The organism is Amycolatopsis sp. NBC_01307, assembly GCF_035975215.1.
Lineage (GTDB): Bacteria > Actinomycetota > Actinomycetes > Mycobacteriales > Pseudonocardiaceae > Amycolatopsis.
In genome coordinates this window covers 9,712,891-9,732,313 of record NZ_CP108403.1, presented here as the reverse complement: position 1 = coordinate 9,732,313, position 19,423 = coordinate 9,712,891, and the positions used below count along the sequence as shown (strand labels likewise).

Genomic DNA, 19,423 nt, shown 5'->3' with positions numbered 1-19,423 from the left:
GCCGTCCCGCTCGTGGTGCCGGTTTCCGCCGTGGCTGCCGGTCTGATTGGCAACTTTCGGCACAGTAAGCTGAGCTCAATCCGACGAAGGAGCTGGCTTTGGCGCAGGGGGAACAGCAACCGCTCGTCTCGGTGGTCGTGGTCAACTACCACGGCGCCGACGACACGATCACCTGCCTGCGCGCGCTCGCCGACCACGACTACGCCGACCTCGAGCTGATCTGCGTCGAGAACACCCCGGGCAGCGCGGACGCCGCGCGTATCCGCGAGGCCGTCCCCGGCGCGCGGGTCATCGAGGCCGGGCGCAACACCGGGTTCGCCGGCGGCTGCAACCTCGGGGCGCGCCACGCCAAGGGCACGGTCGTCGCCTTCCTCAACAACGACGCGCGCCCGGCGCCCGGCTGGGTGTCCGCCGCCGTCGCCGAGCTGCGCGCGCAACCCCGCGTCGCCGCCGTGGCCAGCAAGGTCCTCGACTGGGACGGCACCGGCGCCGACTTCGTCGACGGCGGCCTGACCTGGTTCGGCATGGGCTACAAGCGCCACGCGGGCAGCCCGCTGGCCGACGTCCCGGCCGCCGAGCACGCGGTCGCGAAGGACGTCCTGTTCGGCACCGGCTCGGCGCTGTTCGTCCGCGCGAGCGTGTTCGCCGAGCTCGGCGGCTTCGACGAGCGGTTCTTCATGTTCTACGAGGACGTCGACCTCGGCTGGCGGCTCAACCTGCGCGGCTGGCGCGTCCGGTACGTGCCGGAGTCGCTGACCTACCACCGCCACCACGGCACGATGGCCTCGGTCGACGCGCCGGAGACCGGCCGCGAGACCTTCCTGCTGGAGCGCAACGCCCTGGCCGCGCTGTACAAGAACCTCTCCGACGAAACCCTGGTCAAGGCGCTGCCGGCGGCGCTCGCGCTGGCCGTTCGCCGGGCCACCGCGCGGGGCGACCTCGACGCGACGCAGCTCGACCTCGAGCAGGGCGTCGGCCCGATCGAATCCGGCGACGTCGCGATCCCGCGGACCACGCTGGCCGGGATCCTCGCGATCGACCAGTTCGTCGAGCTGCTGCCGTCGCTGGCCGAGTCCCGCGCGGTCGAGCAGGCCGCCCGCGTGCGCACCGACGCCGACCTGCTTCCCTTGCTGCGCAAGGCGTTGGAGCCCGCGTACCCGCTGCCGCGCTACCTCGCCGCGCACGACATCCTCGTCGAAGCGTTCGGCATCGAGAAGGCGTTCGGGCAGCGCCGCAAGATCCTGGTGATCACCGGCGACGCGCTCACCGAGCGGATGGCCGGCCCGGCGATCCGCGCCTGGAACATCGCGCTCGCGCTGTCCGCCGAGCACGACGTCCACCTCGTCACGACGAACCCGCTGGCCACGCCGCCGCCCGCGCCGTTCCGGGTCAGCGCCGGCAAGCGCCACGAGCTGGAAGCGCCGATCGTCTGGGCCGACGTCGTCGTGCTGCAGGGGCACGTGCTCGAACTCGCGCCGTCGCTGAAGAAGCAGCACTCGGGCAAGATCGTCGTCGCCGACCTCTACGACCCGATGCACCTCGAACTGCTGGAGCAGGGCAAGGGCGTCGCCGACGACAAGCGCGCGGCGGACCTGGTGGGCGTCACGAAGGTCCTCGACGCGCAGCTCGAACGCGGCGACTTCTTCCTGTGCGCGTCCGAGCGGCAGCGCCACTTCTGGCTCGGCCACCTGGCCGCGCTCGGCCGCCTCTCACCGCGCCTCTACGACGCCGACCCGACCACGCAGTCGCTGCTCGCGGTCGTCCCCTTCGGACTGTCGCCGGAACCGCCCGCCCGCACCGGGCCGGGCCTCCGCTCGGCGCTGGGCATCGGCGGCACCGACCACGTCGTGATCTGGGCCGGCGGGGTCTACAGCTGGTTCGACCCGCTGACGCTGGTGCGCGCGATCGACGAGCTGCGCCGCCGCCGCGGTGACGTCCGGCTGGTGTTCCTCGGGATGAAGCACCCGAACCCCGAGGTCGCCGAGATGGACATCGGCGCGCGGACGATCCGGCTGGCGGATTCGCTGGGGCTGACCGACAAGCACGTCTACTTCAACGAGCAGTGGGTGCCCTACCAGGAACGCCAGAACTGGCTGCTCGACGCGAACTGCGGCGTCACCACGCACTACGAGCACGTCGAGACGACGTTCGCGTTCCGCACCCGGGTGCTCGACTACCTGTGGGCCGGGCTGCCGATCGTCACCACCGACGGCGACTCGTTCGCCGACCTGGTGCGGGCCGAGAAGCTCGGCGTCGTCGTCCCGGCCGAGGACGCCGGAGCACTGGCCGACGCGCTGGAAAAGTCGTTGTACGACGAGGAGTTCGCCGCCGGTTGCGTCGAGCGGATCGCCGCGGTGGCGCAGCGGTACGCCTGGCCGGAGGCGCTGAAGCCGCTGGTCGAGTTCTGCCGCGACCCGCGCCCGGCGGCCGACCGCCTGCCCGGGTCGGCCGACCTGGTGACGACGCCGGCGGTGCGCGGCCGGGCGATGCTGCGCCGCGACACCGACCTGATCCGCGAGTACCTCGCCGACGGCGGCCCGTCCGAGCTGGCGCGGCGCGTCGGCGGCCGGGTCATCAAGGTTGCCAGGCAACGGATGCGTCGTGGCTAAACCGCTTCGCGTCCTCCTCGACGGCACGCCGCTGCTCGGCTCCCGCACCGGCATCGGCCGGTACACCGCGGCGCTGAGCGAGGAACTGGCGTCGAACCCCGAGGTGGACACGCGCGCGGTGGCGTTCACGCTGCGCGGCTGGCGGCGGCTGCGGCACGTGCTGCCGCACGGCGTGCGGGCCCGCGGGATGCCGGTGGCGGCGCGGCTGCTGCGGATGACGTGGCTGCGCTCGGACTTCCCGCCGGTGGAGCTGTTCGCCGGCTCGACCGATGTCGTGCACGGCACGAACTTCGTGCTGCCGGGCCGGTTCCGCGCCGCGGGCGTCGTCACGATCCACGACCTGGCCTTCATGGACAACCCCGCGGAGCTCGCCCCGAGCGACCGCGACCTCCCGGAACTGGTCCGCCGCGGCGCCCGCCGCGCGGACGTGATCTGCACCCCGACGGCCGCGGTGGCCGACGCGGTCGCGGAGCGGCTGGACGTCGACCGCGCCAAGATCGTCGTGACGCCGCTGGGTGTCAACGCGGCGTGGTTCACCGCGCGCCCGCCGGACGACGAGCGCCGCGCGCGCCTGGGTCTCCCGGCCCGGTACCTGCTGTTCGCCGGGGCGGCCGGGCCGCGCAAGGGCCTCGACTGGCTGGTCCGCGCGCACGAAGCGGCCCCGGACCTGCCGGACCTGGTGTTCGCCGGCCCGGGCCCGTTCCCCAGCACGTCACGCTCGCGCCAGACCGGCTATCTGTCCGATGTGGACCTGCGCACGGTGGTCGCGGGCGCGTCGGCGCTGGTGCTGCCCTCGCGTGACGAGGGTTTCGGGCTGCCGGTGCTGGAGGCGATGGCCTCGGACGTCCCGGTGGTGTGCACGGACATCCCGGCCCTGCGCGAGGTCGCGGGCGACTGCGCCAGCCTGGTCCCGTACGGCGACGTCGACGGCCTGGCCGAAGCCCTGCGCACCGCGGTGATCGACCCGCACGCGGTGGCGACGTCCGCCGCACGGCGCGCCCAGGCGGCGAGCTTCACGTGGCACACGTGCGCCGAACTGACGGTGGGCGCGTACCGCCTCGCCTCAGGCCGCCACTGAGTCGTTCAATCAGCTCACTCGGCCGCGAAGTACGCGGCCAGCGCGTCTTCCCACGGCCGCAACGGCGTCAGCCACGCTTCCTTCCACGACGCCGGTGACAGCACCGAGTACGCCGGCCGCGGCGCCGGCCGCGGGAACTCCTCCGTCGTGCACGGCTTCACCCGCGCAGGATCCGCGCCCAGCTGCGTGAAGACGGCGCGCGCGAAGCCGCACCAGCTGACCGAACCCGCGTTCGTGCAGTGCAGCACCCGCTGCTCCGGCCCGTCGCCCGTGGCCGCCCGGGACGCCAGCTCCAGCAGGCCCGCCGCGAGGTCCGCCGTCCACGTGGGACCGCCGACCTGATCGTCCACAACGGACAGTTCCGGGTTCGAGGCCTCCAAGCGGGCCATGGTCTTCACGAAGTTCGTGCCCGACTTGCCGTACAGCCAGCCGGTGCGCACCACCCAGGACGACGCGCCCGAGCCGAGCACCGCGTCCTCGCCCGCCGCCTTCGTACGGCCGTACGCGCTGCGCGGGCCCAGCTCGTCCGAAGGCTCGTACGGCGCCGAAGCGTCGCCCGGGAAGACGTAGTCCGTGGACACGTGGATCAGCGGCACCCGCCGGGACGCGCACGCCGCGGCGAGCACGCGCGGGCCGTCGGCGTTGACCGCGAACGCGCGCTCCTCGTCCGTCTCCGCCGCGTCGACCGCGGTGTAGGCCGCCGCGTTGATCACGACGGCGGCCGAACCCGCTTCGCGCGCGCGGTCGGCGAGCGCGCCGACCGCGGCCAGCACCTGGCCGGTCCGCGTCAGGTCCAGCTCCGCCGACCCCGGCGCGACGACGTCCACTTCGTCGCCCGATGCGGCGGCGAGATCCCGGCCGAGCTGTCCGGAACCGCCGGGCACGAGCACCGTCAGCCGCACGAGCACATCCTCTACTTCTTGAGCGCGGCCCGCTCCGCCAGGGGCTCCCACCACGCGCGATTGTCCGTGTACCAGGCCACTGTCGCGGCCAGACCGTCCTCGAAGGACACGCGCGGAGCGTACCCCAGCTCCTCGCCGATCTTCGTGACGTCCACCGAGTACCGGCGGTCGTGGCCCTTGCGGTCCTCGACCGGCTCGACGCTGTCCCAGCCCGCGCCGAGCGCGTCCAGGAGCCGCTCGGTCAGCTCGCGGTTCGTCAGCTCGAGGCCACCGCCGATGTTGTAGATCTCGCCCGGCCGGCCCGCCTCGGCGACCAGCTGGATGCCGTGGCAGTGGTCGTCCACGTGCAGCCAGTCACGGACGTTGAGCCCGTCGCCGTAGAGCGGCACCTTCCGGCCGTCGAGCAGGCTCGTCACGAACAGCGGGATGAGCTTCTCGGGGAACTGGTACGGACCGTAGTTGTTGGAACACCGGGTGATGCAGACCGGCAGCCCGTGGGTGCGGAAGTACGACCGCGCCACCAGGTCGGAGGACGCCTTCGACGCGGAGTACGGCGAGTTCGGCTCCAGCAGCTGGTCCTCGGTCCAGGACCCGGTCTCGATCGAGCCGTACACCTCGTCGGTGGACACGTGGACGAACTTGCCGACGCCGGCTTCGACGGCCGCCTGCAGCAGGTTGTGCGTGCCCAGCACGTTCGTCAGCACGAAGTCCGCGCCGCCGAGGATCGAGCGGTCCACATGCGACTCCGCGGCGAAGTGCACCACGAGGTCCACACCACTCATGACCTCCGCGACCAGCGCGGTGTCACAGATGTCGCCGCGGACGAACCGCAGCCGCGGGTCGGCGGCGACGGGGGCCAGGTTGACCTCGTTGCCGGCGTAGGTGAGTTTGTCCAGCACGACCACCTCGGCGTCACGCAGTGCCGGGTACGCGCCGCTCAGCGCCTGCCGGACGTAGTGCGACCCGATGAAGCCCGCACCACCGGTGACCAGGACCCGCATCTTCCCGCCTCTCCTCGGCCCCCGTCGGGGGCAACCGGACCCCAGCCTACGGAGGCCCCACAACACCCTCAGTAGAGTCCGGGTGGAGGCACACGGGTGCCCTGGGGGAAGCACGGGGTTCGCAGGGAGGAAGCGCGTGACCGATTGGCCTGCGCCGCCCGTCCCGGTGCGCCGTCGCCACGGTGTCGCCATCTTCGCCCGCCGCGGCGGCAAGGTGGTCGTCTCGTTGCTGTCCGTCGCGATCCTGGCACTGACCTGGTACGGCTGGCACTTCATCGGTGACCCGAACACCGGCCTGACCACCACGAACGTCTTCGCCGACACCGAGGCGCACGCCAAGCCGCTCGACGGCGCGGTCGACATCCTCCTCGTCGGGCAGGACAGCCGCACCGACGCGCAGGGCAACCCGCTGCCGCGCGAAGTGCTGGACATGCTGCACGCCGGCGTCTCGGACGGCGAGCTCAACACCGACACGATGATCCTGGTGCACATCCCCCAGAACGGGAAGCACGCCGTCGCGATCTCGTTCCCCCGCGACTCCTGGGTCGAGCTGGCCGGTGGCTACGGCAAGCACAAGCTCAACAGCGCGTTCGTCTACGCGTACACGGACACCTACAAAACGTTGCAGCGCCAGGGCATGACCGACCTGAAGCAGGCCGACGCGCAGGCCAAGGTCGCCGGGCGGAAGAACCTGATCGCGACGATCGAGAAGTTCATCGGCAAGCCCGGCATGATCGACCGCTACGCCGAGGTCAACCTGGCGAGCTTCTACGAGATCACGCAGTCGATCGGCGGCGTCGAGGTCTGCCTCAAGGGCCCGGTCAAGGAGAAGAAGTCCGGCGTCGACCTGCCGGGCGGGCGGCAGAGCATCGAAGGCGTGCAGGCGCTCGCTTTCGTCCGCCAGCGCTACGACCTGCCCAACGCCGACCTCGACCGGATCGCGCGCCAGCAGGCGTTCCTGTCCGGGCTGGCCCGCAAGGTCATCTCGACCGACGTGCTGACCAGCCCGACGAAGATCGCCGACCTGGTGTCCGCGGTGAAGAAGTCCGTGGTGCTGTCCCAGGGCTGGGACCTGAGCGAGTTCGCCGAGCAGATGCGCGGGCTGACCGGCGGCAACATCGAGTTCCACACCATCCCGACCCAGGGCAACGCGGTCATCGGCGGCGCCGACGTGCTGCGCGTCGACCCGGCCGCGGTGCAGGCGGAGGTGACGCGCCTGACCTCCGACGGCGACACCCCGGCCGGCCCGGCGCAGGCGCAGCTGCCCGGCGCGAACGCCGTCACGGTGGAGCTGTTCGACGGCTCGGGCTCGCCGACGCTGGCCACCCAGACGCACTCGACGCTGCAGAGCAAGGGCTTCACGCTCCCCGCCGACCAGAAGCTGAGCACCCGCAACACCACCGTCGTCCGGTACAACCCGGCCGACGACACCGCGCTGGGCCTCGTCAAGCAGGTCCTGGGCACGGCGATCCAGGCCGAGCCGGACAAGGACGTCACCGCCGGGCACGTGCGCGTGCTGCTGGGCAAGGACTTCAAGAGCTCGGCCGCCGGGTCGGGCGGGGCGCCGTCGACGACGCCGTCGAAGCCACCGGTCCAGACCTCCACCCCGTCGAGTGCTCCCCCCGCCGCGCCGCCGATCACGGCGGGCGACGTCCCCTGCGTCAACTAGACTGAGTACTCAGTGTGTCCGGGGGAGGGGAACAAGGGGTGGATGACGACCAAGAACAGCCGGAACCGGCCGCCGAGGCGGTGACGCAGAGCGACGAGCCCGAGTGGAAGCCTTCGCCGTTCCCGCGTCAGCCGATCCCCGAACCGCCCTCGCCGTCCCGCGCGCGCCGCGCCGGCCGGGTGACGCGCCGGATCGCCGTCGGCCTCGTCTCGCTGATCGCCCTGGGCGCGAGCGGCTACGCCTACGTCACGAAGGACCAGCTGCAGAGCACCGTCCCGACGACCGACGCGCTGACGCCGCGGGCCGGCGAGCCCGCTCCCCCGCCGGCCGACGACGGCGCGGACGACATCCTGCTCGTCGGCAGCGACGCGCGGACGGACGCGCAGGGCAACGCACTGCCGGCGCGGGTGCTGCGCGAGCTGCGGACCGAGGCGAACAACGGCGCCGTCAACACGGACACCGTGATCCTGCTGCGGGTGCCGAAGGACGGCGGGAAGCCGTCGGCCGTCTCGATCCCGCGCGACACCTGGACCGAGATCCCGGGCCGGGGCAAGGCCAAGATCAACTCGGCGTACGGCATCGCGAAGGCGCACTACGCCCAGACGTTGCGCGGCCAGGGCGAGCGCGACCAGGCGAAGATCGAGCGCGACTCCGACACCGAGGGCCGCCGGGTCCTGGTGCAGGCCGTGCAGGACCTCACGCAGGTGCGGATCGACCACTACGCCGAGGTCAACCTGCTGGGCTTCTACCTGCTCACGGAGGCGCTCGGCGGCGTCAAGGTGTGCTTGAACCACGCGACCGAGGACAAGGACTCCGGGGCGGACTTCCGCCGCGGCGAGCAGACCGTGTCGGGCGGCGAAGCGCTTTCCTTCGTCCGGCAGCGCAAGAACCTGCCGCGCGGCGACCTCGACCGGATCGTGCGGCAGCAGGCGTTCCTGTCCTCCGCGCTGCACCAGGTGCTCTCGGCCGGGACGCTGACGAGCCCGGGGACGCTGAGCAACCTGACCGACGTCGTCCACCGGTCGCTCACCCTCGACCCGGGCCTGGACCTGCTGCAGTTCGCGCAGCAGGCCAAGGGCATCGCGTCCGGCGACCTGGCGTTCGCGACGATCCCGGTGATCACCGCGAACGGCCGCAGCGAAGACGGCCAGAGCATCGTCGAGATCGACCCGCAGGCGGTCCGGCAGTTCGTGGCCGGCCTGGCCGGGCGCAGCGCGGCTCAGCCCGCGGGCGGCGGCTCGGCCAGCGGCGCAGCAACCCCAACCGTCACTTGCGTCAACTGAGCCCCAAAATTCGCCACTTTCCCTAGGAAAGATGCGTCACCGGCCCCCGCGGGCACATCTTTCCCAGTGAAAGTGCGGCTTTGTCACGCGAAGTCGGCGCGGTGGTCTTCGGCCCACTGGCGGAACGTGCGCGGCGCGTTCCCGGTGACGTCGCGGACGACGTCGGTGACCACCGAGGGCTCCCGCGTCGTCCGTTCCATGGCCCGGAGGACCTCCGGCGGCACCTCGGGCGGCCAGCCCAGCGCCGTCATCTGCGCGGCGGCCTGCTCCGGGGTCAGCTCCTCGACCCGCAGCGGCCGGCCGAGGACTTCCGCGAGGACCGCCGCCTGTTCCCGGAAGCTGATCGGCTCCGGCCCGCTCAGCGGCAGGGCGGCGCCGACGTGCGACCCGTCGACGAGGATCCTGGCCGCGACGTCGGCGATGTCCCGCTCGTGGATCGCGCCGCTGCGCGAGTCGGGGTAGGCGGTGCGGACGACGCCGTCGGCGATGCCCGCGCGCCAGCCCAGTGCGTTGGTGGCGAACGCGCCGGGGTTGAGCAGCGTCTCCCCGAACGACGCCGCGATCAGCGCCTCCTCGACCGCGCGGTGCAGCTGGGCGATCCGGCTCCGCGCGGACCGCGGCTCGAGCGTCGCGCCCGACGACAGCAGCACGACGTGCCGCACGCCGGCCGCTTCGGCCGCCTTCACGAAGCCGTCGATCCCCTGGCGTTGCGTGTAGAGGAACACCGAGCCGACGCCGTCGAGCGCGGCGTCGAGGGTTTCCGGGCGTTCGAGGTCGGCGCTCACCGTCGCGACGCCGTCCGGGACGTCGAGCGTGGTCGCGTCGCGGCTCGCCGCACGGACGTCTTGACCTGCGGAAACGAGCGCGTCGACGACGGCGTGGCCGACGTTCCCGCGCGCGCCGGTGACAAGGATGGTCATGGCTGTCCCCAGTCCGTCAGATAGATTTGCTTTCAAAGCAAAGCTACTCAGCGGCGTGATCCGGTGTCAACCGGCGAGGCGGGTGGTCCGCGCTTTAGCCTTGGCGCATGAGCCTCACCGACGAGCTGCTGCGGCCGCTGCAGGCCTCGCCCGCCAAGCCGTTGATCACCCACTACGACGACCAGCTCGGCAGCCGCGTCGAGCTGTCCGTGGCGACGACCGTGAACTGGGCCGCGAAGACGGCCAACTGGCTGACCGAGGAGTTCGACGTCGAGCCGGGCGACGCCGTCGCCGTGCAGCTGCCGGCGCACTGGCAGACCGTCGGTGTGCTGCTCGGCGCGTGGTGGAGCGGTGCCCGCGTGGTGCGCGAAGGCACCGGCGCGCGGGTGGCGTTCGTCGGGCCGGACGACCCGGAACCGACCGGCGCGGCCGCGACCGCCGTCGTGACGCTGGACCCGATGGGCCGCGGCCTCGACGAGCCGCCGGGCGGCGGCGCGTTCGACTACCTCACCGAGGCGCGGATGGCGGGCGACCAGTACCGGCCATTGTTCCCGGTCCCCGGCGACACGGCGGCGCTGTTCGAGTCCACAGTGGACGAGATCCTCGCGGAAGCCCGTGCCCGCGCGGCGAAGCTCGGCCTGAGCGCGGACGACCGCGTGCTGTCCACACGCGACTGGAGCGGGCCGGAGGGCATCCTCGACGGCCTGCTCGTCCCCCTCGCCGCCGGCGCGCACCTGGTGCACGTCAGCAACGCGGACCCGGCCAAGCTGTCCGCCCGCCGCGAGGCCGAGCGCACCACGGCCGACCTCCCCGCGTAAGCAGTCTGCCGCGGCCGTCGTGAGTGGCAATGAGGGTTCTAACCCTCATTACCACTCACGACCAGCCGCGGCAGACTTGAGAACTCAGGCGTTCTGGAGTTCGCCGACCTCGGTGTCGCGGCGGGCGCGTTTGCGGCCCCACAGCAGGTGGTCCAGCGTCAAGCGGCCGCCGTTGAAGCCCAGGGCGAGGCCGGCGAGCGCGAGCACCAGGACCAGCTCGTAGCCGCCCTGGCCGGTGAGGCCGTTGTCGATGTGCACCGAGAGCAGCGCACCGACCGAGATCACGACGTAGCCGACGCCGACCAGCGGCATCAGGAACCCGGCGATGAACGCGATCGAGCCGAGGATCTCGACGGTCATGGCGAAGATCGCGGCGACCGTGGGCAGCGGGATGCCCGTCATGGCGAAGAACTTCGCCGTGCCGTCGACGCCGTTGTTCCACTTCTGGATCCCGTGCGCGAGGAAGACGACCGCGACGCCGATCCTCCCCAGCAACAGGGCCACGTCCTTGAATCGTCCGAACATCCGTGCCCACTCCCGATCGGTGAAATTTCAACTGACCCGACCCAAAGTAGGGCACCCGGCACCGGTGATCGAAGCTCCGGAGGGTGATCGACAGGGAACCGACAGGGACGACGGAGGCCTGAAAACCGGTTTCGCACCCCGCCGCCGCGGGCTATCTTCGGCCTGACCTGCGTCCACGACCGCGAGGAGACCCCGATGCGCCGACAGACCGTCCGACCCGGCCTGTCCACCGCATCCCAGAGGACCTCCCGCACCCGTGAAAACCCTGAACATCGGCATTCTCGCGCACGTCGACGCCGGTAAGACCAGCCTGACCGAGCGCCTGCTCTTCGAGGCCGGCGCCATCGCCCGGCTCGGCAGCGTCGACGGCGGCGACACCCAGACCGACTCCCTGGACCTCGAACGCCGTCGCGGCATCACCATCCGCTCCGCGGTGGCCTCCTTCGTGACCGGCGGCACCCGGATCACGCTGATCGACACCCCGGGCCACTCCGACTTCATCGCCGAGGTCGAACGCGCGCTGCGGGTGCTCGACGGCGCCGTCCTCGTGGTGTCCGCCGTCGAAGGCGTCCAGGCCCAGACCCGCGTGCTGATGCGGACCCTGCGCCGCCTCGGCATCCCGACGCTGATCTTCGTGAACAAGACCGACCGGCCGGGCGCGCGTGACCTGCTCGACGACGTCCGCACGAAGCTGGCGCCGCGGGCGATCGCGCTGAACGCCGCTACGTCGTCCGACGAGCTGGCCGAGCTGCTGGCCGACGGCGACGACGCGTTCCTGGAGTCCTATGTGGACGACCGGGTCGACGCCGCGGCCTGCCGCGCCGAGCTGGCCCGGCAGGTCGCCCACGGCACGCTGCACCCCGTGCTGTCCGGCTCGGCGATCACCGGCGCGGGCGTCGCGGACCTCGTCACGGCGATGGCCGAGCTGCTCCCGGCCACCGAGCGAACCGGCGACGGGCCGCTCTCCGCGACGGTGTTCAAGATCGACCGCGGCCGCGCCGGTGAGAAGATCGCCTACGCCCGGCTGTACTCCGGCGCACTGGCGCCACGACAGCGGATCTCGTTCTACCGCGCCGAAACCGCGTTCACCGGGCGCATATCGGCGGTCGAGGTCGCCGGGGACGAGGTGGCGCTCGCCGGCGACGTCGCCCGGCTGCGCGGCCTGCGGGACGTCCGGATCGGCGACCGGCTCGGCTCCCCCGGCGGCGCGCGCGAAGGCGTGTTCGCGCCGCCGAGCCTGGAGAGCGTGGTGCGGCCGGTCCGGCCCGAGCAGACCGCGGCGTTGTTCACCGCACTGACCCGACTGTCCGAAGAGGACCCGCTGATCGACGTCCGGCGTCGCGGTCACGACCTCTCCGTGCGGCTCTACGGCGAAGTGCAGAAGGAGGTGCTGCGCTCGATGCTGGCCGAGGGTGCTGGGATCGACGTCGAGTTCGAGCCGACGAGCACCCTGTACGTCGAGAAGCCGGTCGGCCGCGGGGAGGCGGTCGAGGAGATGGATCCCGCGCAGCGGCTGTACTTCTTCGCGACGGTCGGGCTGCGCGTCGAGCCGGGGCCGGGCGTCACGTTCGGCCTGTCGGTGGAGCTGGGCTCGCTGCCGCTGGCGTTCCACAAGGCGATCGAGGAGACCGTCCACAGCACGCTCGACCAGGGGCTGCACGGCTGGGAAGTGCTCGGCTGCGCGGTGACGTTGACGCACACGGCGTTCTTCAGCCCGCTCAGCGCCGCGGGCGACTTCCGCAAGATGACGCCGTTGGTGCTGATGGCGGCGCTGCGCGAGGCCGGGACGCGGGTGTACGAGCCGGTGCACCGCTTCGAGCTGGAGATCCCGCCGAACGCCGTCAGCGCGGTGCTGCTCAAGCTGGCGGAGCTGCGGGCGGTGCCCGGCGAACCCGCCATGGGCGCGGCGTCGTGCACGCTGCACGGCACCATCCCGGCCGGTCACGTCGACGAGTTCGCCCAGGCCCTGCCCGCGCTCACGCAGGGCGAGGGCGTCTTCCTGAGCGAGTTCGACGACTACCGGCCGTACCCCGGGAAGCCGCCGGCACGCCCGCGCACGGGCGACAACCCCTTGGACCGCAAGGAGTACCTCGCCCAGCTGGCGCGGCGTTAGCGCTTGTGGGCCCAGGCCGCGCCGAAGCAGTAGGCGCCGAACGCGGCGAAGCCGAGGGCCACCACACTGAGCAGCACGGTGCCGAAGGGCTGGGCGGCGAGCGTCTTCAGGGCGGCGTCCAGCCCGCCGGCCTTGTTCGGGTCGGCGTTGAACCCCGCGTAGGCGAGGAGGACCGCGACGATCGCCAGCACGACGCCCTTGGCGAGGTAACCGGCCTGGCCGAGCCAGGTGACCCAGCGCTTGGTCTTGCCCGGCAGGTCGTTCATGTCGAGGTCTTCCAGGAACTTCTTCTTGACGCCCTTGACCCCGGACGCGATCGCGACGCCGAGCACGGCCGCCGCGGCGATGACCACCAGCGCCGGGCCGAACGGGAGCTTGAGCAGCTCGGCCGTGAACTCCTGCTGGGTCTGGTTGCTCGACCCCCCGCTGCCGCTGCCGATGGCAATCTTGAAAGCCGAGAAGCCCAATGCGATCACGACGACGCCACGCGCGCCGGCGCCGATCCGCTTGCGCGTCCGCTTGCCGCCGCTGACCCACGTGTACCCGACGGCGGCCATCATGAACTGCCAGAGGCCGAAGAGCACCAGGCCGAGGGCGAGCACCCAGAGCAGGACCTGCCCGAACGCCTTCGAGCCGATCTCCTGCAAGGCACCTTTCTGGTCGGCCTGTTCGCCGCTGCCGAACGCGACCTGCAGGGCGAGGTAGGCGAGGACGAGGTGGACCAAGCCGTAACAGGCCATCCCGATCCGGCCGAGCAACTGCGCGGTATCGGTCTTTTCGCCTCGTTGGGCCGTGGCCGCTGTCCGGTTCATGCCTGCTGGGTACCCAGTGCGAAGCCCGATCGGCTGCGCCATGCGGCCTAATCGCCCACCGTGATGGGACGATTCCCGGATGGACGCGCACCTGGTCGGCTACTGGTCGGAGTCGGCGCTGGATCCCGGCTCGCCCGAGTACACCGAGCTGGGGTTCCGCGCGGACGGCACCGGCTGGCAGTACTGGACGAGCTGGAGCACCGCGTTCGCCGTCCACCGGTTCCACTGGCACACCCCGGGCCCGGGCCGCCTCACCACGCGGCTGCGGATGGCGCTCGACGGCACGTGGTCACTCGACGGCCCGGACGTCGCGCACCGGATCGAGCGCCGGGAGCACGTCGACACCGTCGTCGAGCTCGGGTGGGAGCTGGGGCCGGGCCGGCAGCTGACACTGGACCAGCCCCTGGTCGACGTCCTCGGCGGCACGAAGTTCCTGCCGGTCGACGGCGGCGGCACCGACCCGACGCTCACCGAGCACTAGGCGGGCCGGCGGCGCTCTAGCAGCCCGTGGTCAACATTCTGGGCGGCACGAAGTTCTTGCCGGTCGACGGTGACGGCACCGACCGACACTCGCCGCGCCCGAGCGCTGCCGGAGCAAGTCCGCTCGATGGGCTTCGTGATGCGGTGCGGGCGCTTGAGCGTCGGGTCATCCCACCCGTGCCGTCGGGGATGCCTGGGCGCAGAGGCCGCCGGCGTGACCAGCACCGGCAGTGTCTAGGCGGGCCGGCGGCGCTCTTCGTCGAGGCGGGTCCAGCCGCCGTTGACGGCGAGCAGCGTCAGCACCTCTTCCGCCTGCTCGGCGAACCGCGCGAGGTCGTCGTGGAGCAGTGCCGCGCGGTCGCTGTCGAGCTGGTCGAAGTCGTCCCACCAGAGGCCGATCGCGGTGCCGGCGGTGAGGACGAGCCCCTGCACGAGGCGCAGGAAGCCGGCCGACGGCTCGGCGGTGGCGTCGCGGTAGGACGTCTCGATCTCGTCGCAGGCCGCGAGGAGGTCCCGCAGCTGGGCGACCGCACCGGCCGGGGTGCCGTCCCAGGCCGCCGTGGGCCAGGCGCGGTCGGACAGCTCGAGCCACAGCCGCCAGCCGGCGACCAGCTCGGCTTCGTCACGGGGTGTCCAGGACGCGGGGACCGGCCAGTACATGCTTCGAGCGTGACACCGCCGGGACGGAAATCCGCCCCGGCGGTGGGTTATATCTCATGTGGCGTAGCTCAGCTGATCACCGGCGGCACCAGCAAGCAGGGCGGCGTCTTCGCGTGCGCCGGGTCGAGCGCGTTGAGCACCAGCCCCTGGGCGACCGGGTCGTAGGTGATGCCGAGGTGGTCGGTGAAGTCGAGCCCGCAGACGTTCTGCAGCAGGATGTTCTTCACGTTCGGCGCGGCCTTCAGGTAGGCGCTCGTGTACGGCGTCACGACGTCGTCGTAGCGCGTCTGGATCACGGTGTAGTCGATGCCGGGCACGGTCTCGCCGCCGGCGTTGAGGTCGGTGAGGAAGGCCGACCCGACAGCCTGCTCGTTGCACGACTGGCACACGCTGCCGAGCACGGCCGGCACCCCCGGGATCATTTCGAGCGTGCTCAGCAGGCCGAAGAGGTCGGTCCCGTGGTTGGACGGCGACAGCCCGACGAGCCGGCTGATCTTGTCAGCGCCACCGAGGTACTTGATCCAGCACCGGATGTTCATCCCGCCCTGCGAGTGCCCGACGACGTCGAGTTTCGCGGCCCCGGTCGCGTCCAGGATCTTGTCCCCGAAGGCGGCAAGCGCTTTCGCGGTGTCGGCGATCGGCCCGACGGTCTGCAGGAACGTCCCGGGCGTCCCGCCGAAGTTCCCGGCGAAGACGCAGTACCCGGCGTTGGCGAGCTTCTGGGACAGGTTGGCCCAGTTCTCGTAGGCGTTCGCAGTGGTCCCGTTCGAGAGGAGCACAGGATTGGGGTGTTTGGCGGACGGTTTGCAGTTCCAGTCGTTCGTCCCGGGCGGCGCGATGGTCGGCGCCCCGAGCGAGTAGACGGCGGCGGTGAGGATGTTGGGCTGCACGGGCCCGGTGGGTTCCTTGACCGCTGCTTGGGCCGTGGTGGCCCCCAGTACGAGCGCGGCCGTCACGGCCATCCCGGCGACCAGCCACCGGCGCGTCCTCAAGCCCATCCAATTCACCTCTCTGTGAACCGACGGTGACCTGCATCACCACACTCATTAACGCGCGGGTAACTTGTCCGGACACTCCCCCTGGTGAGTGATTTTCTTTCGCTCGCTGACCTGCTATGTGTGACACAAGCCAGGTCGAGTGACACTCACGAACATGACAAACCCGCACGGCTGCGGAGCCGCGCGGGTCTCTTGGCCGAGCTCAACGGCGCGAAGGACCCGGCGAAGATGACGGCGCTCCTCAAGAGGCACCGAGCCCAGCGCCGATGAAGTCGGACGCAGGGTTCGCAAGCAGCGGGCCCGAACCTCCGGTGCTAGCGGCCGCCGATCTTGATCGCGATGTAGGCCAGCAGGATCACGGCGAGGCCGAGCAACACGACGATCGCGATCATGCCGAGCACGAAGCCGTCCGTGGAAGTGGTCACGATCATCGAGTAGTGCTCCTGTCGCCGGTGGTCGACCGGTAGTCGACTTCCTGGCGCAGTGCGTTTCAGCCGATCCGGACCGACAGGCACCCGAGGCGCGGGTCCCGCGCCTCGGCGACACGAAAACGCCCCCGGCGCCAGCAGGCACCGGGGGCGTTCGGGTCGGTCGTGGGTCAGCCCTTGAGCAGGGCCCGGGCCATGACGACCTTCTGGATCTGGTTCGTGCCTTCGTAGATCTGCGTGATCTTGGCGTCGCGCATCATGCGCTCCACCGGGAAGTCGCGGGTGTAGCCGGCGCCGCCGAAGAGCTGGACGGCGTCCGTCGTGACCTCCATCGCGATGTCCGACGCGTACATCTTCGCCGCCGAGGCCATGAAGCCCGCGCGCTTGTCGCCGCGCTCGGTTGCCGCCGCGGAGGCGTAGACCAGGTGGCGGGCCGCCTCGATCTTGGTGCCCATGTCGGCCAGCATGAACTGGACGCCCTGGAACTCCGCGATCGCCTTGCCGAACTGCTTGCGCTCCTTGACGTACGCGATCGCCGCGTCGAGCGCGCCCTGGGCGATGCCCAGCGCCTGCGCGCCGATCGTCGGGCGGGTGTGGTCCAGCGTGCGCAGCGCCGTCTTCAGGCCGGTGCCGGGCTCGCCGATGATGCGGTCCGCCGGGATCGTGCAGTTCTCGAAGTAGATCTCGCGCGTCGGGGAGCCCTTGATGCCGAGCTTCTTCTCCTTCGGGCCGACCGAGAAGCCCGGGTCGTCCTTGTGGACCACGAACGCCGAGATGCCGTTGGCCTTCTTCTCCGCGTCCGGGTCGGTCACGACCATCACGGTGTACCAGGTCGACTCACCCGCGTTGGTGATCCAGCACTTGGTGCCGTTGAGGACCCAGTGGTCGCCGTCGAGCCGCGCGCGGGCGCGCATCGACGCGGTGTCCGAGCCCGCTTCGCGCTCCGACAGCGCGTACGAAGCCGACGCCTCGCCCGACGCGATCGAGGGCAGGACCTGCTTCTTCAGCTCTTCCGAGGCCGACAGGATGATCGGCTGGGTGCCCAGCTTGTTGACCGCCGGGATCAGCGACGCCGAGGCGTCGACGCGGGCGACCTCTTCGATGACGATGCAGGCGCCGACGGCGTCCGCGCCCTGGCCGTCGTACTCCTCGCCGATGTGGACGGCGTTGAAGCCCGACTTCACCAGCGCGTTGTACGCCTCGATCGGGTAGCGCTCGTTCTCGTCGACCTCGGCCGCGTACGGCGCGATCTCCTTCTCGGCCAGGGCCCGGACCGCGGCCCGCAGCTCCTCGTGCTCCTCGGCAAGCTGGTACAGGCCGTCGGTCACTTCCGGTCACCTTCTCTACGACGTCGGGAGGGGTTCCGTCGATGTTAGCGCTCGTTCACTGACTGCGTCGGCCGTCGTCCTTGTGTCCTTGACCGCAGAATTCGTATGGTCGAGTGATGCCGCTCACCGCGCCGACGACGCCGCCCGGTTTGCCCGTCTCCCTCGACTACCCCGAAGTCCCGGTCGGTTCGATCCTCACCGCGGGCGCGACCCGCTGGGGCGACCGGACCGCCTTCGCCCAGGACAGCCGCAGCCTCACCTTCACCGAGACCCACCGCGCCGCCTGCCGGTTCGCGAACGCCCTGATCGAACGCGGCATCGGCCGTGGCGACGTCGTGGCGCTGCACCTGCCGAACTGCCTGGCCTTCCCGATCGCCTACTACGGCACGCTCATGGCCGGGGCGACCTTCAGCCCGACGAACCCGCTGCTCCCGCCGGACGACCTCGCGTTCCAGCTCGCCGACTGCGAGGCCGCGGCCGTCGTCACGTTCGGGCCGGTCGCGGGCGCGCTGGCGAGCGTCGCCGGCCGGATCCCGGCGAAGTTCGCCGTCGTCGTGAACCCGGCGGGCGACCTGCTCGAGGGCCAGGTCGAGTTCGAGGCGTTCCACGCCGGGCAGCCGGAGACGCGGCCCGAGGTCGCCATCGCCGTCCACGACGACCTCGCACACCTCGCCTACACCGGCGGCACCACCGGCCGGTCGAAGGGCGTGCGGCTCACCCACCGCAACGTCGTGGTCAACACCCTCCAGCACTCGTGCTGGGGCTCCGGCTCGGTGCCGGCGCTCGACGCGGACGGCGAGATCACGATCGACCAGATCGGCAGCGAGGACGAGTGGCCCTCGCGGCTCGGCACCGGGATCGCGATCAACCTGACGCCGTGGTTCCACGCGATGGGCATCATCGGCGGGATGAACGCGGCGATCATCGGCGGCACGACGACGGTGCTCCACGCGCGCTTCGACCCGGCCGCCTACATCGCCGACGCCGAACGCCTGCGCGTCACCGGTCTCGGCGGCGCGCCCGCGCTGTTCGCGGCGCTGCTCGCGACGCCGTCGTTCCACACCGCGGACCTCTCGTCGGTGCGGTCGATCGGTTCCGGCGCGGCGCCGATGAACCACGCGATGATCAACGCGCTGCGCGAGCGCTTCCCGGGCGTGGTCGTCGCCGAGGGCTACGGCCTCACCGAGGCGACGATGGGCGCGATCATCTCCCCGACGTACCGCTCGGGCACCCGCAAGGTCGGCTCGGTGGGCGTCCCGATCTTCGACACGCAGGTCAAGGTCGTCCCGGCCGAGGGCGGCGAGGACCCGGTCCCGGCGGGCGAGCGGGGCGAGGTCTGCCTGCGCGGCCCGCAGATCATGCAGGGCTACCGCAACCGCCCGGAGGAGACGGCGGCCGCGCTGGTCGACGGCTGGCTCCACACGGGCGACATCGGCATCCTCGACGAGGACGGCTACCTGTCCATCGTGGACCGCAAGAAGGACATGCTGCTGTACAAGGGGTACAACGTCTTCCCGCGCGAGCTGGAGGAGCTGCTGATCACGATGCCGGGCGTCGCGGCGGCCGCGGTCGTCGGCCGCCCGGACACCGAGGTCGGCGAGCTGCCGGTGGCGTTCGTGGTGCCGCACGGAGAGCTCGACGCCGACGAGCTGATGGCCGCGATCAACGAGAAGGTCGTGCCGTACAAGCGGTTGCGGGAGATCCACGTCGTCGAGCAGATCCCGGTGTCCGCCGCCGGGAAGGTGCTCAAGCGCCAGCTGCGGGACCAGCTGCCGGCCAAGCTCGACTGAAGCCGGCTG

16 protein-coding genes are annotated in these 19,423 nt (G+C 71.4%); 8 read left to right on the top strand and 8 right to left on the bottom strand.

The genetic code is table 11. The features are described 5' to 3' along the window. The first annotated feature begins 98 nt into the window (after window positions 1–98). Together OG439_RS43850 and OG439_RS43845 are read left to right on the top strand one after the other, a co-directional pair. Window positions 99–2,609, top strand: coding sequence for a glycosyltransferase (locus OG439_RS43850; RefSeq protein ID WP_326946264.1), 2,511 nt, complete (start codon window positions 99–101; stop codon window positions 2,607–2,609). Further along, window positions 2,602–3,687, top strand: a complete 1,086-nt coding sequence (locus tag OG439_RS43845; protein ID WP_326946263.1) for a glycosyltransferase family 4 protein — start codon at window positions 2,602–2,604, stop codon at window positions 3,685–3,687. Before OG439_RS43850 ends, OG439_RS43845 begins: the two co-directional genes overlap by 8 nt. 14 nt (window positions 3,688–3,701) lie before the next feature. Here OG439_RS43845 and rfbD read toward each other — a convergent pair whose 3' ends face one another. Beyond that, window positions 3,702–4,595, bottom strand: coding sequence for a dTDP-4-dehydrorhamnose reductase (gene rfbD / locus OG439_RS43840; protein WP_326946262.1), 894 nt, complete (start codon window positions 4,593–4,595; stop codon window positions 3,702–3,704). 5 nt (window positions 4,596–4,600) lie between these two features. Next, the gene (gene rfbB / locus OG439_RS43835) at window positions 4,601–5,590 is read right to left on the bottom strand and encodes a dTDP-glucose 4,6-dehydratase (protein ID WP_326946261.1); all 990 of its coding nucleotides are present in this window, start codon (window positions 5,588–5,590) and stop codon (window positions 4,601–4,603) included. Window positions 5,591–5,726: 136 nt separating this feature from the next. On the opposite strand from rfbB, the gene OG439_RS43830 reads away from it, so the two are divergent. Further along, window positions 5,727–7,259, top strand: coding sequence for an LCP family protein (locus OG439_RS43830; RefSeq protein WP_326946260.1), 1,533 nt, complete (start codon window positions 5,727–5,729; stop codon window positions 7,257–7,259). A 38-nt stretch (window positions 7,260–7,297) separates the two neighbouring features. Beyond that, complete coding sequence (locus tag OG439_RS43825; RefSeq protein WP_326946259.1) at window positions 7,298–8,542, top strand: LCP family protein; 1,245 nt, start codon at window positions 7,298–7,300, stop codon at window positions 8,540–8,542. A gap of 83 nt (window positions 8,543–8,625) precedes the next feature. Here OG439_RS43825 and OG439_RS43820 read toward each other — a convergent pair whose 3' ends face one another. Then, a complete protein-coding gene (locus OG439_RS43820; protein WP_326946258.1) occupies window positions 8,626–9,462 on the bottom strand; it encodes an NAD(P)H-binding protein in 837 nt (278 codons plus the stop codon). 107 nt (window positions 9,463–9,569) lie between these two features. On the opposite strand from OG439_RS43820, the gene OG439_RS43815 reads away from it, so the two are divergent. After that, window positions 9,570–10,280, top strand: coding sequence for a TIGR03089 family protein (locus OG439_RS43815; RefSeq protein ID WP_326946257.1), 711 nt, complete (start codon window positions 9,570–9,572; stop codon window positions 10,278–10,280). 84 nt (window positions 10,281–10,364) lie between these two features. On the opposite strand, the gene OG439_RS43810 is transcribed toward OG439_RS43815, so the two are convergent. After that, window positions 10,365–10,805 carry a DoxX family protein gene (locus OG439_RS43810; protein WP_326946256.1) on the bottom strand — a complete coding sequence of 147 codons (441 nt, stop codon included), beginning with the start codon at window positions 10,803–10,805 and terminating at the stop codon, window positions 10,365–10,367. Between the two features lie 256 nt (window positions 10,806–11,061). Here OG439_RS43810 and OG439_RS43805 point away from each other — a divergent pair, with 256 nt between their 5' ends. Then, window positions 11,062–12,918: a translation factor GTPase family protein gene (locus OG439_RS43805; protein ID WP_326946255.1), complete on the top strand. Its 1,857-nt coding sequence runs from the start codon at window positions 11,062–11,064 to the stop codon at window positions 12,916–12,918. On the opposite strand, the gene OG439_RS43800 is transcribed toward OG439_RS43805, so the two are convergent. Beyond that, the gene (locus OG439_RS43800; RefSeq protein ID WP_326946254.1) at window positions 12,915–13,730 is read right to left on the bottom strand and encodes a DUF1206 domain-containing protein; all 816 of its coding nucleotides are present in this window, start codon (window positions 13,728–13,730) and stop codon (window positions 12,915–12,917) included. The genes OG439_RS43805 and OG439_RS43800 overlap by 4 nt on opposite strands. A gap of 79 nt (window positions 13,731–13,809) precedes the next feature. On the opposite strand from OG439_RS43800, the gene OG439_RS43795 reads away from it, so the two are divergent. Beyond that, complete coding sequence (locus tag OG439_RS43795) at window positions 13,810–14,211, top strand: hypothetical protein (protein WP_326946253.1); 402 nt, start codon at window positions 13,810–13,812, stop codon at window positions 14,209–14,211. 233 nt (window positions 14,212–14,444) lie between these two features. Here the strand turns inward: OG439_RS43795 and OG439_RS43790 are convergent, their stop codons facing one another. The 3 genes from OG439_RS43790 to OG439_RS43780 all read right to left on the bottom strand — a co-directional run bounded on the left by OG439_RS43790 (window position 14,445) and on the right by OG439_RS43780 (window position 17,624). Beyond that, the gene (locus OG439_RS43790) at window positions 14,445–14,870 is read right to left on the bottom strand and encodes a hypothetical protein (protein WP_326946252.1); all 426 of its coding nucleotides are present in this window, start codon (window positions 14,868–14,870) and stop codon (window positions 14,445–14,447) included. Window positions 14,871–14,938: 68 nt separating this feature from the next. Continuing rightward, window positions 14,939–15,868, bottom strand: coding sequence for an esterase/lipase family protein (locus OG439_RS43785; protein WP_326946251.1), 930 nt, complete (start codon window positions 15,866–15,868; stop codon window positions 14,939–14,941). A 598-nt stretch (window positions 15,869–16,466) separates the two neighbouring features. Further along, window positions 16,467–17,624 (bottom strand): acyl-CoA dehydrogenase family protein, encoded by a 1,158-nt coding sequence (locus tag OG439_RS43780; RefSeq protein WP_326946250.1) that lies wholly within the window; start codon window positions 17,622–17,624, stop codon window positions 16,467–16,469. A gap of 116 nt (window positions 17,625–17,740) precedes the next feature. On the opposite strand from OG439_RS43780, the gene OG439_RS43775 reads away from it, so the two are divergent. Beyond that, on the top strand, window positions 17,741–19,414 hold the full coding sequence (locus OG439_RS43775) for a class I adenylate-forming enzyme family protein (RefSeq protein ID WP_326946249.1): 1,674 nt from the start codon (window positions 17,741–17,743) through the stop codon (window positions 19,412–19,414). The last annotated feature ends 9 nt before the right edge of the window (window positions 19,415–19,423 follow it).